Consider the following 14,700-nt stretch of genomic DNA (forward strand, 5'->3'; position numbering starts at 1 on the left):
GTCGCGACCGTGGAATCCTCCGCGGCCCAGTGGATTCAGACGTCCGACTACGATTAGCCGGTGACTGACCGACCCCGCGCCCTCGTTGTCTCGTTCTCCGACATCACAGCGGACGCCCGGGTCCTGCGCCAGGTCGCCGTCGTCGCGCGGCACGCGCACGTGACGACGATCGCCTACGGCGCCCAGCCGGCGGGCTCGGACGAGCACTTGCGCCTGCCCGACGGCGCCAAGTCACTCCCGCAGACCCTGCCTGGCGTCGCCAAGCTAGCAACGCGCCGCTTGCGGTCCGCCGAGATGGGCGCCCCCGGCTCGCAGGCGGCCCTGCGCCTGGCGGCAGGCCGATCCTTCGACGTCGTGGTCGCCAACGACCCGCGGGCAATGCCGGTCTCGTTCGCGCTGGCCGACGGCGCCCCGGTGTGGGCGGATCTGCACGAGTGGTCCCCGGAGGAGCGGAGCCACGTGCCCGTGTGGAAGCTCCTCGTGGCGCCGTTCATGGACCACCTGTGCCGCACGTACCTGCCGCGCACCGCAGCCTCTACCACCGTGGCGGGCTCGATCGCCGAGCTGTACGAGCGCGAATACAGCGTGCGCCCGGAGGTCATGCGTAACGCGGCCCCCTGGGCGGACCTCTCCCCCACCCCGGTGGACGGAGACACCATTCGGCTCGTCCACTCCGGCGGCGCGGTGCCCGGCCGGGAACTGGAGGCCATGATCGATGCCGTGCAAGCCCTTGGGGACGATTACAGCCTGGACCTTTACCTCGTGCCCGCCAACGACGGCGGGAAGTACCTCGCTCAGCTCAAGAATCGGGCCGCCGGGCACGGGCTCATCACGTTCCACGACCCTGTGGCTCCCACGGCGCTGCCCGCCACACTCAATTTTTACGACATCGGCGCCTTCTGGATCAAGCCGTTCAACACCAACGCCCGCTACACGCTGCCGAACAAGCTCTTCGACTTCATTCAGGCTCGCCTCGCCATCGCCGTGGGTCCGACCGTGGAGATGCAGCGGGTCGTCGAGGATCACGGTCTCGGCGTCGTCAGCACGGACTTCACGCTGGACTCCATCGTCGAGTCGGTACGCGCCATGACCCGCGAGGACATTGCCGGGTTCAAGCAGGCCGCCCACGCGGCCTCGCAAGGGCTAAGTTTCGAGGCCGACGCCGCGGTGGCGGACGCGATCCTAGAGCGACTCCTTAGGGCCTAATGCCGCGTGTAGTGAGCTGATCACGGTTGAGTCGCCGAGCCTAGGACCGCGATGTAGCGGACGTACCGCCCGCCAGCCGCCCGATCGCCTTGACCCAGGGCTCAGACAGCCTGCGGCCGTCGAAGGACTCGGCCACGGCGGCGGCCGCGGCCTTGTACCGAGCCACGTCCTCCGGAGTGACTGCCTCGAGCGCGGCGGCCACGTCCGCCGCACCGAAGCCGGAAGCCACCACGCCGAGGTCGTTCTCTCGCACCAGCCGCGCCATCTCGGGAGAGGGCCCGATCACCACACCGAGACGCGCCTGGACGAACTCGAAGAACTTGTTCGGCAGCGCCCAGTAGTTGTTGAAGCTAACCGGCGGCAGGATGTGCATCCCCAGGTCGTACTGGTTCAACGTCGGCACGATCCGTCCGAACTCCACCGGCGGCAGTACCCGCACCCCGGTGACCGAGGCGTCCCCGGCCCGTTCGACGAGCATCCGGTGGTACGACGCGACGGACGGCACCAGGATCAGGTCCAGCGTGAACCGCCCCGGGTGACGCTCGTTGGCCAGCTTCACCGCGTCGACCATGACGTCCACGCCCCGGCTCGGGGACGCCAGGCCCATGTGCACGATCCGCACGTGGTCCGCCGGCGCGCTCGGCGTCATCTCCGGCCGATACGGCGTCGCGTTGGGCACCACCTCGGGGTGGAAGCCGTACTCGCGGGCGTACTCGTCCGCGATCCCCCGGGCGACGGTCGTCACGGACGCCACCTGCGGGACGTAGCGCCGGCACGACCAGTCCATCAGCGGCGCGACCAGCAGCTTCCACCACCACTTCTCGCCCTGGCGGGGTGCGTACTCGTGCAGGTCGGCGTGCACGCCCTTGCGCGGCGCCAGGGAAACCCCCACCGGGACGCCGAGGGCGTCGTTGGCGAGGACGATGTCGACCGGCTCGCGCAGGGCCACCTGCCCGCGCACCAACCGCATGCGCGCGGACCCGAAGTACAGGCGCTGGTGGCGGCGCAGGAGCAGCAGGCTCGCGGCGAGAAACTTGTTCGGCCGCCACGCGGCCAGACGCTCGTCCACCTCGATGTGATCGATCACGCCGGCGGGGGCTGGCCCGTACCCGCACGTAATGACGTCGTAGTCACCCGCGAGGAGGTCGATCTGCCGCAGGATGCGCGGGTCCTTGACCAGCTTGGAGAAAGAAAGGATCAGCAGCCGGTCTCTCGCCGCGTCCGGGCTCATGGACACCTTCCGTCGCGCGCCCATCGGCGCAGCCTCCCAGCCGCCGGGGGCCGGCGGGCAGGTCAAGGCTACGGTAAGGGCGTGAAGATCCTCAGCGTCGTCGGGGCCCGGCCGCAGTTCGTCAAGCTCGCACCCATTGCCCACGAGGCCGACGCCCGGGGCGTCGAGCACGTCATCGTCCACACCGGCCAGCACTACGACCCCGTGCTTTCCGACGTCTTCTTCGACGACCTCAACATCCCCACCCCCGACGTCCACCTCGGCATCGGCAGCGCCAGCCACGGCAAGCAGACCGGCGCCATGCTCGCCGCCCTCGACGACGTCTTCGCCGCCCACCAGCCGGACTGGGTGGTCGTCTACGGCGACACCAACTCCACCCTCGCCGCGGCGCTCTCAGCGGTGAAGATGCACCTGCCGGTCGTCCACCTGGAGGCGGGCCTGCGCTCCTTCAACCGTCGCATGCCCGAGGAGCACAACCGGGTCCTCACCGACCACGCCGCGGACCTCCTCCTCGCCCCCACCCAGGCCGCGCTGGAGCTGCTCGCCGCCGAGGGGCTCGCGGACCGCTCCGTGCTTGTCGGAGACGTGATGACCGACGTCCTCCTTAAGGTCCGCGACGCCGTGCGGGCAGCTCCCCCGGCCGCGGGCGACGGCGTGGGCGAGCCCGCCGGCGAGTACTACGTCGCGACCATCCACCGGGCGGAGAACACCGATGACCCCGCGCGTCTCAACGCGATCGTGGACGCCCTCGCCGCCCTGGACCGCCCGGTCGTCCTCCTCGCCCACCCGCGCCTGGTCGCCAAGGCGCAAGACGCCGGCATCTCCCTCGAGCAGGGCGCCATCCGCCCCCGCCCGCCCCTGCCGTACCCGGGCCTGGTACGGGCGGCGATGGGCTCCAGGGGCGTGATCACGGACTCCGGCGGGCTGCAGAAGGAGGCCTTCCTCCTGCGGGTGCCGTGCACGACCGTGCGCACCGAGACCGAGTGGGCCGAGACCGTGTCGCTCGGCTGGAACGCCCTGGTCGAGCCGGGTCCGGAGCTGATGGCAGCCGCGACGCGCCCCGCTCCCCCAGCGACGGCCGCTACCCCCTACGGCGACGGCCACGCCGCGGCGCGCGTGCTCGACGAGCTGCAGCAGCACGCCGCCAACCCGGCCCATCTGGTGGACCAGCCGCGCCACTGACAACGAGTTTGCCCGCGGCTGGGCTGATCGCCCACCCGCGGGCACTGCGGAGATGGTGGCATGGCGGTCAGGAAGCGGCCGGCTTACGCAGCCCTCCCGCTACCGCCGCGCAGCGACCTCCGCGTAGAGCCCCTGCAGCCGCCGAACGCCGACGGCGGCATCGTGCTCGGCCAGCACCCACTCGCGCCCACCCAGCCGCACGCCAGCCGCGGCCGGGTCAGTGAGCGCCGCCAGCGCCCCCTCGGCCACCTCGCCGGGCGCGGGCCCGCTCAGCGCGTTGAGCCCGCCGTACCAGTCGTGACGATGACCCCCGACGACGGGCACCCCGATGGCGAGGGCCTCGAGCTCGCTGACGGCCAGAATGCCCGACATCTGCCCCACCACCATGTGTGCGGTGGCCAGCAGCCCGAGGAACTCCTCGTGCGCCAGCTTAGGCACGAGCCGCACCCCGGCCGCCGCGGCCGCCGACGCCGCGGGCCCCCAGTCGATGCCGACGACGTCGACGTCCAGTCCCACCGCTGCGGCGCCCGCGATGACTCGTCGGGCCACTTCCAGCTGGGCGTCAGCGCCCTTAACGGCCTCCCACCGCGAGGCGAACACCAGCCGTGGCCGCGCGTTCGGGGCCCACGCGGGCAAGGAGGCGACGTCGACCGGCTGTGGCAGGTAGTAGGCGTCGTCCCGGAACCGGCGCGTGTGCTCAGCCAGATCGGGTGAGGAGTAGACGACGGCGGCGGCCCGGGCCAAGCCGTCGGCCATCTTCGCCTGCCAGGCGCTCTCGTAGGAGGCGGTGCGGATGTCCGTGCCGTGCAGGTGGAGCACATAGGGGCGGCGGAAGAACCGGGTGTGCCAGCCCAGGGTGCCCGTGTGGACGTGGACCACGTTCGCAGGCAGGGTCCGCGCGCCGAGCCACGCGTCCCACACCGGTGCACGACCCTTGGCGACCAGCGCGCCCAGCGGGCCGGGCAGCGCGTGGCGGTAGTACCAGGGCAGGCCGATGCGGCTCCAGGGCAGCCCCTGTCGCCGGGCAGAGCCGACGAGGTTCTCGGCAGTGTGTGCAGCATCGTGCAGGTGCAGAACCTTGCCGCCCCACGGCGCGCCGAGCGGCAACAGGTTAACCACGGGCAACCGTCGGAACCGGGAAGCCCAACGCCGCGGTCCGGACTGAACGCCTCGTTCGGCTGAACGCACCCATGACAACTCCATTCTTGTGTACGACGACCATGGGGACGGCGTCGTGAGTCATCACCCTATGGTCCACAAAGGCACTGTCCCTCTTTACCGGCACACTCCGCGGCATGGCGGCTCGAGAGCCGATCGGTCACGCGCCTCATTGACGACGCGCTCACCGCGACCGAACGCACCTCTGGCGCTACCGCCGCTAACCTCAAGACGAAACGCTCCGTAATCTGCGAACCTGGAGATCAAGATGAGGGCACGCACGGGCCTAGCCGCAGCGGCCGCGCTGGCGGTTTCGATGGCGATCGCTGCACCGGCCACAGCCAAGGGCGGTGATGTCGGTGGCACCGGGTCGCAGTACTTCCTCTCCGACACCTTTGCGGCGGCGGCGAACACCGTTTTCGCCTATGGGGCCGACGGTGACCAGGCCTTGGTCGGTGACTGGGACGGCAACGGCACCGACACCCTCGCGGTGCGCCGAGGCTCGACATTTTTCGTTCGCAACAGCAACGGACCCGGCCCCGCGGACTCGGTGGTGTCCTATGGCGACCCCGACGACACCGTGCTCGTCGGCGACTGGGACGGTGACGGTAAGGACACCTTCATCGTGCGCCGTGGCGGGCTTTACCACGTCAAGAACTCGATGAGGACGGGCGTAGCCGACCAGGTCATCGCTTACGGCGACCCCGGCGACACCGTGCTCGTCGGCGACTGGGACGGTGATGGCAAGGACACGCTCGCCGTGCGTCGCGGCGGCGTGTACTTCGTCAAGAACGCTATGACCACCGGCGTGGCCGATCACGTCATCGCCTACGGCAATCCCGACGACAACGTGCTCGTCGGCGACTGGAACGGTGACAAGACCGACTCGCTGGGCGTCCGGCGCGGCATCTCATATTTCCTCAAGGACACCATGAGCAGTGGCGTCGCCGACCGCGTCCTCGCGTACGGCAACCCCGACGACACCACGCTCGTCGGCGACTGGAACGGCGACGGCGTGGACTCCCTGGGTGTGCGACGGACAGCCACCAGACCGCTTCAGCCGGCCGAGCCTTCAAGGCCGGGCACCTGGACACCGAATTGGGCAGGCTACGTCGAGCCGACACTCCGCGTCGCCTCGGTGACCTGCACCCCTACGGGTCGGACCAGCACCATGCCGATCAACGGCCAGGTCGTGACCTTCAACGACTACGCGGTGGATGTGAAGTGGGCCGTCACAGACGGCAACTTCGTCTTCCAGGATGGCCGCCACTACGGCCCCGGGCAGACGGCATGGACGTCGAGCTCGTCGACGCTCGGCACTGGCCCCTCACCCTCCGGCAACACGGTCCGAACCGCCGTCGCGATCCAGGTACTGCCGATGAACTGGAACGGCGAGTCCTGGCGCGACGTCCGTGAGCTCTACCGGGACGCTACCGTCACCTGCCCGTAGCCCCTGACGGCGCTGCTGCATCGAGCACGCATGCTGTGCCTCCCTGGGCGGAACAGAATCCCCCAGGGAAGGTGTCCGTAGAACGGCAGACGCGGCCTGGACCCCGAAATGTGACTTATTCCAGCCAGATCCCGGCCGATAGACGTCTACGTAAGCGGCGCTCCGTTCCCGGTCCCGCTCTCTCGTAGAAGGGCAGGACATGTTCCGGACCGTCACCCGCGGCCGATACGCGCTCGGCGCGATGGCGGCGGCTACAGTCGCCGTTCTCACCGCATGCACATCTAGCGTGGGGACAGCCTCCAGCGGCGCGGACGCATCGTCAGCACTCGCCGACGCGATCACGTTCACCCCCGTCGAGATGCCCGCCTCGCTGCGGTCGGCGAGCACTGGCCAATCCGGATGGCTCGTCGTGCCAAGCTCCGGCACCCTACCGATGGTCTCGGTCACCGTAGGCGACAATTCCGACGGCCCGGCCGGGGTCCAGACCTGGACCGCGATCGACGGCGAGGGTCTCGTCGCCCAGGGCCGGGTCGCCGGCGCACCCGATGACGTCCTCACCCTGGACGCCGCGGGCGGGCCGCAGGCCACCGCTATCGTGGGGACCGACGTCGACGGCGGCCGGTTCGCGTCCTTCCTGCTGACGTCCACCGACCGCGTCACGTGGACTCACGTCGAGCTCGACGATGCCACCAGGTCCGCTCAGCTCGGTTCTGTCGGCGTGGACGCAACAAGGATCGTCGCCGCCGGGACAGGGCTGAACGGGCGCGCGCCGGCGGCCGCCGTCCACACCCTCGGTGGGGCGACGACCACGACGAATCTGACCGCCCCCGGTGACGGGCAATCGCTGACCATCTCAGGTGTGGCCGTCAACGGCGACCACATCGTCATCGTGGGAGCGCTCGGACCTGACGGTGACGTCACAAGGCCCATCGCCTATACCTCCACCGACGGCGGCGCGGCGTTCACCGGGCCCACAGAGATTGCGAGTGAGCCGGGCGAGGTGTCCGGCGTCGTGTGGACGGGCACCGAGTACCTCGCCACCGGCGGCGCCAAGGAGTCCGGTTGGAACCGGCCCGCAGCATGGGCGTCTGCCGACGGCGTCACGTGGGCACGAGAGCACGTCGAATTCTTCGGCGACGAGACCAGCGACGCCGGCTGGGGAAGCGACTCGGCCGACTCGACGCTCCGGAAGCCGTCCGTGGTAGACGGCAAGGTCGCCGTCGCCATCGACCACGACGACAGCACCTGGTCCTACGCCACCCTCCGAGACGCCGATGGCACCTGGCTCCCCATCCCCTACTGGACCGCCGTCATGAAGGGCGTCGGTGTCTCCTCGTCCGCCGTGCCGTGGGGCGACGACGGCCTGATCGTGGTGACACAGCACTGGAAGGCAGCGACACAGACGTTCATGAAGCCGGGCGACGTGACGCAGCGCGAGATCACCTCCTTCGATGCTCCATTCGTCATCGGCGATGTTCACGACCTCGGTGGACAGATCGGTATCTCTGCCTACAAGCCAGCGCTGGTTGTCGATGAAGGGGGCGGGTGGCGTCACACGAGCGATCCCGGCAGCTACGCCTTCGCCCCCGACGGCGGCATCGTCGAGGAGGCTTGGGGCCCCGCAGACCTCGCCACCCACAACTCACCGGTCACCGCCGCCGACGAGGAGACAGGGTCCGCCGTCGTCGCTGCCGGCACCACAGACGACACCGGTTTTCCGATGCACGCGTGGACCCGCCAGGGCCCCGAAGGCGAGTGGCAGCCGGCGGTGGGTATCGACCAGAACCAACAGACCTTCCAGAACCCCACGGCGCTCGGCAAGACCGCTCACGGGTGGATCCTCGCCGCCACCACCGCCCGCACGGGCGCCTACGACGACGCACGAACGGCGACCGTGTGGACCTCTCCGGACGGGTTGACCTGGGAGAGGGCCAAGGGACACTTCGCCACCGACGTCGGCCGCGGGTCCGGCATCAGCGACATCTGTGAGCTGCCCGACACCCCGGTCGCGGTCGGCTGGAGCGAGGACAGCGCCGGGGTCACCCACGCCACCGCCTGGAAGGTCGTCGACGGCGCGTGGCATCTCCTCACCCTGACGGACAGCCCAGGCGCCAAGTTCACCTCGTGCACCGTCACCGAGGCCGGCGTCCGCATCGCCGGCAACGACGGGTCCCGCGACAAGTCCTGGGACACCGCCGACCTCACCTCTTACACCACAGCGGAGACCCTTGACGAGGGATCCAGCCGCAACGCGACGGTCGAGGTTCCCGGCGGCTACGTCGCCACCGGCGCCGTCACCACGGCGGACTTCACGGGCCCGGTGCTATGGCTTTCCGCCGACGGTGAGGAGTGGGACTGGATCAAGATCCCGTCCCAGTCCCCGACCGACTGGGCTCAGGTCCATCTGGCCGGCGAGGGCCTCCTGGTCACGGCAACCAGCGGGTACCACTGGGCCGGCGGCAACCAGGCATGGTCCGTGCCCGACATCGGCGCGACGCTCAAGGCACTGGCGTAGGTGCACGCGGCACGCAGAACGGGGTGCCTCGGCGGCGATCCGACTACTTGATCGCCGCCGAGATGGCGTCCACGACAGGTTCCGCCACAGCACTCGGACCACCGAACACGTGCACCCGCTCCGCCGTGCCCGCGGAGGCCGCGCCAAGATACTTCCCCGTGACCGCCGGCAGGACGTCGGACTGGGTGAGGAGCAGGGGGCCGTCGTGGTTGGCAATGAAGCCGGCCGCGACGACGGCGTCGGCATAGTCCTCGCCGCTGGCCACGGCAACCTCGTGCGTCTCGTCGGCGGGGAACCAGGCCGCGGCCACTAGCGCCGCGGTCTCGTACCGGTCGGCGCCGTCGTAGGCGGTGTACCTGCCGTAGGACGCCGTGGTGGCGGGACCGCCCACGGTGTACACGGGTCCGGTGATCGTGCCGCCCTCCTCGTCGAGCATGAAGTCGAAGGTGTAGCTCTGCTGGTGGATGTTGCCGGTTCGGCTGCGGGTGTCGAACTGGTCGCCCTGGGTGAGCAGCACCACCCCGCCCGCCCGGGCGGCGGCTGCGCCGGCGGCGAGCGCGTCGGCGAACTCGAGGCCGGTCGTGAGGAAGACCGGGGTGTCCCTGCGGTACTCCCACTTCTCCAGCTCGCTCATTTCTGCCGCGTCCGGCGGCGCGGTGGGCGCGGCCTGTTCGTCGGAGGCGATCGTCCAGCCGGCGAGGGTGGCGGCGGTGGCGTAGCGGTTCGCCCCGGAGATGCGCACGACGGCGTTCGCGCCGCCTACGACCTCCCGGAGGCTCGCCTCGGCGCCCGAGGACACCGCCGCGGTGCCGCCCACGATGACGACGTGGGCCGGCCTGAGGCGCTTGATCTCCGCCTCGACCCGTGCGTCGAGGTCCCTTCCACTCGCAGTGGTCAGGATCGGCGCATCCAGCTCGTCGGCGAGCGGCGTGGAGGCCAACGCATCGGCGAAGCCGTCGGCCCGGGTGACGATGACGGTGCCCGCGCCGTGGGCGAACGCGGTGGGCTGCTGCGCCCGGGAGGCCGCGATGGCGGTGCCGATCCTGTCGGTGCCCGCGACGCGGACGACGGTGTCCGAGCCGGGCGTGTCTGGGGCGTCGATGGTCCCGGCGTTAGCGGCGGTCGCACCGCCCAGGGTCATGGCGATGGCGGCGGCCGCAGCGAGGGAGCCGCGACGAGTGATATAGCGCATGGTTGGTGACCTCCCAAGGTCCGGATCAGGATGTCGCCCTTTGGGGCCAAAGAGCGAAGGACCCCCCACCCAGCAGGGCGGGGGGTCCTGTGGCGTCAGACCGGGTCACACCGGCTCAGTACCACCTAGTGTCACTTGACGAGCGTGGCCTTCGTGGCGGTGACGAGCTCGTTGACGGCCGCGTCGCCGATGGCGGCCGGGCCACCGAAGACCTTGATGTCGAAGAAGTTGCCCGACACGGTGGCGTCCGAGAGGAGCTTCGTGGCGTCGTCGTGCACGTCGCCCGGCAGGGTCAGCAGGAGCGCCCCGTCGTGGTTGGCGATGTACGCGGACGCGACGACGGCGTCAGCGGCGGTGACGCCGCTCGCGACGGCGATCTGGTCCGTGACGTTGGTGCCGTTCACGAAGTACTTCTTGAGACCCTTGAGAGCGGTGTCGTAACGGTCCGTCCCGACGATCTCCTGGGCGGCGAGGACCTTGCCGTCCACGGCGTCGGCGGCCGGGCCACCGATCGCGACGACCTTTTCGCTGTAGGCGGTCCCGGCCTCGTTGAGGTACTCCTCGAGGTACTTACCGGTGTAGCTGGCGGTGGTGTCCTCGCCGCCGAGGCCACCCTTGACGGTGTACTCGTCCAGCTCGTCGTGGTTGGTCAGCAGCACGATGCCGTTGGTCTGCGCGGCGATAGTCCCGGCGGACAGCGCGTCAGCGAAGTCGGTGCCGTCGGCGAGGTACACCAGCGGACCGTCAGAGACCGTCGGGTAGACCAGGTCGGCGATCTTGACGGCCGTCTCGTAGCGGTCCTTGCCGGCGTAGCGCTCGACGTTTCCGGTGGAGCCGGTGGCGGCAGCGGTGTCGACCTTGAGGGCCTCGAGGGCGTCCTTCACGGCAGGCGTGACGGCGTTCTCGCCACCCACGATGTAGACGTTGAACTCCTTGCCGGCCGCGCCGGCGGCCAGGCGCTGGACCTCGGCGGCGACGTCGGCGTACAGCTCGCCGCTCTTGGTGGTCAGGATCGGCAGGTTCCAGGAGTCGGCGAGCGTCGAGGCGGTGAGTGCGTCGGCGAAGTCGTCCTGGCGGGCGATGATGACACCGGCGGCGCTCGTGCCGGTGACACCCTTGTCCAGCGCCTCGGTCGGGAACTGGTTCTGCGCGGCGTCGATTGCCGTGCGGGCGCGGGTGTCGCCGGAGAGGCGCTCCACCGTGGACTTGGTGACGGGCGCGGGCGCGTCGTCGTTGGGCGTGGCGGCGGCGCTGGCACCTGTCGCGCCGGCGAGAACAACCGCGATGGCGGCGGCGGCGGCAAGCGAGCCGCGGCGAGCGATGTGAGACATAAGAACTGACCTCCATGGTCACGAGCTAGATGTGCTGGTCCCCCCACCCGATCATCTCGGCGTGAGCGTTGGCAGGTTTAAAACGGCCGGCGGCCGCTTTCAACTGGCCATCTGCAGATTACAGCCCAATGGCGTCCGCTGCCATGTGAGGAACCCGACGGCGGATTCGGCAACGGACCCACGTCGCATGGCATACGGCACCGCAGCCGCGACGCTGAATCGTCCTCGGCGGATGTGCCCGCCGCCTGCAACGCGCGCGGTGCTGATGGGAGTGCAGCCTCGGCAGAGGCCGCGAGGACCTCCACCGCCGCCAGAGCGGCGGTGCGGCGTGATCAGCGTCTACTGATCACGGCACGACAGTCGCACGCGAGTTCGGGAGATAATTCAGGTCGGCACCCGCAGCCGTCAGGCGCGCCCATGCTCCGCGGCGGCCCGCGGCCCGGACGCGCGGGCGGCCAGGGCGGACACCCCATCCACCCACGGCGCGGAGAGCCGCTCGGCGGAGAGCTCCTCGGCCGCGGCGTGCGACGCGGCCTTGTACCGCTCGACGTCGGCCACGGTCAGCGACTCCAGCACCTGAACGAGGTCGGCGCTCTCGTACCCCTCGGTCACCACGCCCACGCCGTGGTCACGCACCAGCGGGGCGATCGACGGCGACGGCGAGACGATCAGCCCCAGGCGCGCCTGGACGAACTCGAAGATCTTGTTCGGCAGGGTGTGCACGAGGTTGAACGTCGTCGGTGGGCAGATGAAGACTCCGACGTCGTAGCGGTGCATCATCGGGACGAGTTCGTCGAAGGCGACCGGCTCCTGCAGCCGCACGCCAGTGATGGCGGGGTCGCCGGCGCGTTCGCCGAGCTCGCGGATGTACGTCGCGTCCCCCGGCACCAGGTACACGTCGAGGGTGTAGCGCCCGGGGGTGCGGGCGTTGATGTCCTTGACGGCGTCGATCATGATCTCGAGTTTGCGCGGGCGCCCGGCGGCGCCGGCGTGCACGAGCCGGATCGTCGACGGCGTCGGCGTGGGCGCCAGGTCGGCCCGGTGGCGGGTGGCGTTGGGCACCACGTCGGCGTGGACGCCGAAGACCTCCTCGTACTCGGCGGCGAAGCCCGGGCTGGTGGTGGTCACCGACGCCACCTGGGTTACGTACTGCTGGCACGCCCACACCAGGAAGGGCCTGGTCCAGCGCACCCACACCCGGGAGCTCCCCTGCCCCGGGGAGTACTCGTGCAGGTCGGCGTGCACGCCGAGCCGCGGCTTGAGCGCGACGGCGAGAGGGACGGCAAAGACGTCGTTGGCGAGGACGATGTCCACGCCGCCGCGGCGGGCTACCTCCCGCCCGACCAGCTGCGCGCGGGGCGAGCTGAAATACAGGCGCCGGTACAGGTGCGCACGGACCAGGAGCGCGCCGGCGATCTTGTTAAGGCGCCAGGGCTTGTAGGCGACGGGGATCTCGATGTGGTCGGCCGCCTCCTCGGGCTTGGGCCCGTACCCGCAGGTGATGACGTGGTAGTCCTCGGCGAACAGGCGGACCTGCCGCATGACGCGGGGGTCGCTGCTGATCGGGGAGAACGACAGCAGGAGCAGGGTGTGGCGGCTCATGCGAGGCCCGCCAGCTGGGCCTGGCGGGCGAAGTCGGGGCTGGCGCCCACGACATCGGCGAAGGTGCCGGAGCTGATGAGGCGGGCGTGGTCGAAGAAGAACACGGTGTCGGAGTCCTTGATGGTGGAGAGGCGGTGCGCGACGGTCACGGTGGTGACGTCGTCGAGGTCGTGAATGGCGTGGGTGACGGAGTCCTCGGTGGCGGTGTCCAGGGCCGAGGTGGCCTCGTCGAGGACGAGGACGGTAGGGTCGTTGTACAGGGCACGGGCGATGCCCATGCGCTGGCGCTGGCCGCCGGAGAGGGCCATGCCGCGCTCGGCGACCTTGGCGTCGATGCCGCCGTCGCGGTGGGCGAGGGCATCCTCCAACTGCGCGCGGCGCAGCGCCCGGTGGACCTTGTCCCGGTCCACCCCGGCGTCGTCCCACGAGAGCGCGACGTTCTGGGCGACGCTGGCGTCGAAGAGCGCAACCTCTTGGGGCACGTACCCGACGCGGGAGCGCCACGAGGCCAGCACCTCGGGCAGCGGGACCCCGCCGACGAGGACCTCGCCCGCGGTGGGCTGGAGCAGGCCGAGCAGCAGGTCGACAAGGGTCGACTTGCCGGCACCGGAGGAGCCCACGAGCGCTACGCGGGACCCCGCGGGGATGGTCAGGGACACGTCCCGCAGCGCGGGCTCCTCGGCATTGGGGTAGCGGTAGGTCACGTGACGCAGCTCGATGTCGTGCGCGCCGGGCGCGAGGTCACGCTGGTCGACGACGAGCTCGCTGGCGCGGGCCTCAGCCCTCGTGATGTCCCGGACGGTCTGCTCGGCGAACGGGGTGTTGGAGTGCACCTGGGACAAGATCGCCTGGAACCGCGTCAGGGACGGCACGAGTCGAAAGCCAGCGACGGCGAAGAGGGCGACGGCCGCCACGGCACCGGCGAGCCCGCCGTCGACGTAGGAAGCGATGCCGATGAGCAGGAAGCCGCCGACGAGGCCGGCCTCGAGCACGTACCGGGGGACGTTGCTGTAAAAGGTGGCCATGGCGCGGGCGTGGGCGGACTTGACCCTGTTGTCATGCACCACGCGCTGGATCTGCCCAGTGGCCCCGCGCAGGGTGAGTTCCTTGAGGGTGGCGATGGCCTCAGACACCAAGCGCACGGTGATCATCGAGTGCGCGCGGTTGCGCCTGCCGTTGGCGACGGCGCGCTTGGAGATTACCTGCGAGAGAATCAGGACCACGAGGCCGAGGTAGACGATAGTGATCGCGGCAGTGAGCGGCTGGGCGACGGCAAGCACAAGGACGACAGAAGCCACGGAGACCATCTCCCCCGCCAGCGACATCGACGGGATGAGCACCCCGGACACGGAGGTAGCGACACCGGAGTCGACGGAACGGACGATCTCGTTGGAGTTCATGCCCAGACGTTCGGCCCACGGGGCACGCATGTAGGCGGCCAGCAGGCGGTCGCCGATCGCAACTTCATGCGCGGCGAAGCGGGAAGTCGCGTAACGCAGCAATAGCAGGTTGAGGATGCTCTTGCTGGCGATAAGGGCCGCGACAACGGCAATGAGCAGGATCATGTCGCGCTCGCCGTCGAGCTCGCCGAACAGCGGCAGGGTCACACCCACATCGGGGTTGGCCATGGCGGGCATCGCCAGCGCCAGGAGACCCAGGGCCACGATGTCGAGGATCGCGAGGAGAGACGTGGCGACCATGTAGCGCTTCGCGAACCTAGACGACTCTGGCGGCAGTACCGACATCAGCGAACGCACCGTTCGCCACAACGCACGCATGCATGCACCATCCTCATTGGGTCTCAACTCGCCGCACACTCGACGGAGTCGGGCT

The 14,700-nt window shown here is 70.0% G+C and carries 10 protein-coding genes; 4 read left to right on the forward strand and 6 right to left on the reverse strand.

Annotation, left to right across the window (positions count from 1 at the left end; all coding sequences use genetic code 11):
- The first annotated feature begins 60 nt into the window (after positions 1-60).
- A complete protein-coding gene (locus EJK16_RS11700) occupies positions 61-1,206 on the forward strand; it encodes a hypothetical protein (RefSeq protein ID WP_127129503.1) in 1,146 nt (381 codons plus the stop codon).
- 40 nt (positions 1,207-1,246) lie between these two features.
- Here the strand turns inward: EJK16_RS11700 and EJK16_RS11705 are convergent, their stop codons facing one another.
- Complete coding sequence (locus EJK16_RS11705) at positions 1,247-2,437, reverse strand: glycosyltransferase family 1 protein (protein ID WP_127129505.1); 1,191 nt, start codon at positions 2,435-2,437, stop codon at positions 1,247-1,249.
- Between the two features lie 81 nt (positions 2,438-2,518).
- On the opposite strand from EJK16_RS11705, the gene wecB reads away from it, so the two are divergent.
- Positions 2,519-3,619 (forward strand): non-hydrolyzing UDP-N-acetylglucosamine 2-epimerase, encoded by a 1,101-nt coding sequence (gene wecB / locus EJK16_RS11710; RefSeq protein ID WP_127129507.1) that lies wholly within the window; start codon positions 2,519-2,521, stop codon positions 3,617-3,619.
- A gap of 99 nt (positions 3,620-3,718) precedes the next feature.
- On the opposite strand, the gene EJK16_RS11715 is transcribed toward wecB, so the two are convergent.
- The gene (locus EJK16_RS11715) at positions 3,719-4,738 is read right to left on the reverse strand and encodes a hypothetical protein (protein ID WP_127129509.1); all 1,020 of its coding nucleotides are present in this window, start codon (positions 4,736-4,738) and stop codon (positions 3,719-3,721) included.
- A 307-nt stretch (positions 4,739-5,045) separates the two neighbouring features.
- Between EJK16_RS11715 and EJK16_RS11720 the strand changes: the two genes are divergently transcribed.
- Both EJK16_RS11720 and EJK16_RS11725 read left to right on the forward strand, forming a co-directional pair.
- Positions 5,046-6,227 carry a hypothetical protein gene (locus EJK16_RS11720; protein WP_127129511.1) on the forward strand — a complete coding sequence of 394 codons (1,182 nt, stop codon included), beginning with the start codon at positions 5,046-5,048 and terminating at the stop codon, positions 6,225-6,227.
- 433 nt (positions 6,228-6,660) lie between these two features.
- Positions 6,661-8,742 carry a hypothetical protein gene (locus tag EJK16_RS11725; RefSeq protein ID WP_127129513.1) on the forward strand — a complete coding sequence of 694 codons (2,082 nt, stop codon included), beginning with the start codon at positions 6,661-6,663 and terminating at the stop codon, positions 8,740-8,742.
- A gap of 43 nt (positions 8,743-8,785) precedes the next feature.
- Here EJK16_RS11725 and EJK16_RS11730 read toward each other — a convergent pair whose 3' ends face one another.
- The 4 genes from EJK16_RS11730 to EJK16_RS11745 all read right to left on the reverse strand — a co-directional run bounded on the left by EJK16_RS11730 (position 8,786) and on the right by EJK16_RS11745 (position 14,567).
- Positions 8,786-9,934, reverse strand: coding sequence for a cell wall-binding repeat-containing protein (locus EJK16_RS11730; protein WP_127129515.1), 1,149 nt, complete (start codon positions 9,932-9,934; stop codon positions 8,786-8,788).
- A 131-nt stretch (positions 9,935-10,065) separates the two neighbouring features.
- On the reverse strand, positions 10,066-11,265 hold the full coding sequence (locus EJK16_RS11735; RefSeq protein WP_127129517.1) for a cell wall-binding repeat-containing protein: 1,200 nt from the start codon (positions 11,263-11,265) through the stop codon (positions 10,066-10,068).
- A 405-nt stretch (positions 11,266-11,670) separates the two neighbouring features.
- Entirely contained in the window at positions 11,671-12,867 is a 1,197-nt protein-coding gene (locus EJK16_RS11740) for a glycosyltransferase family 4 protein (protein ID WP_127129519.1), read from the reverse strand.
- Complete coding sequence (locus EJK16_RS11745; protein ID WP_240645985.1) at positions 12,864-14,567, reverse strand: ABC transporter ATP-binding protein/permease; 1,704 nt, start codon at positions 14,565-14,567, stop codon at positions 12,864-12,866. Before EJK16_RS11745 ends, EJK16_RS11740 begins: the two co-directional genes overlap by 4 nt.
- Between the last annotated feature and the right edge of the window lie 133 nt (positions 14,568-14,700).

It is taken from the genome of Georgenia sp. SYP-B2076 (assembly GCF_003991205.1).
In the GTDB taxonomy this organism is placed as follows: domain Bacteria; phylum Actinomycetota; class Actinomycetes; order Actinomycetales; family Actinomycetaceae; genus Georgenia.

Coding starts and splice junctions, on each gene's coding strand:
- EJK16_RS11705 (WP_127129505.1), bottom strand. CDS start 2,437: ATGAGCCCGGACGCGGCGAGAGACCGGCTGCTGATCCTTTCTTTCTCC.
- EJK16_RS11720 (WP_127129511.1), top strand. CDS start 5,046: ATGAGGGCACGCACGGGCCTAGCCGCAGCGGCCGCGCTGGCGGTTTCG.
- EJK16_RS11725 (WP_127129513.1), top strand. CDS start 6,661: ATGGTCTCGGTCACCGTAGGCGACAATTCCGACGGCCCGGCCGGGGTC.
- EJK16_RS11730 (WP_127129515.1), bottom strand. CDS start 9,934: ATGCGCTATATCACTCGTCGCGGCTCCCTCGCTGCGGCCGCCGCCATC.
- EJK16_RS11735 (WP_127129517.1), bottom strand. CDS start 11,265: ATGTCTCACATCGCTCGCCGCGGCTCGCTTGCCGCCGCCGCCGCCATC.
- EJK16_RS11740 (WP_127129519.1), bottom strand. CDS start 12,867: ATGAGCCGCCACACCCTGCTCCTGCTGTCGTTCTCCCCGATCAGCAGC.
- EJK16_RS11745 (WP_240645985.1), bottom strand. CDS start 14,567: ATGGTCGCCACGTCTCTCCTCGCGATCCTCGACATCGTGGCCCTGGGT.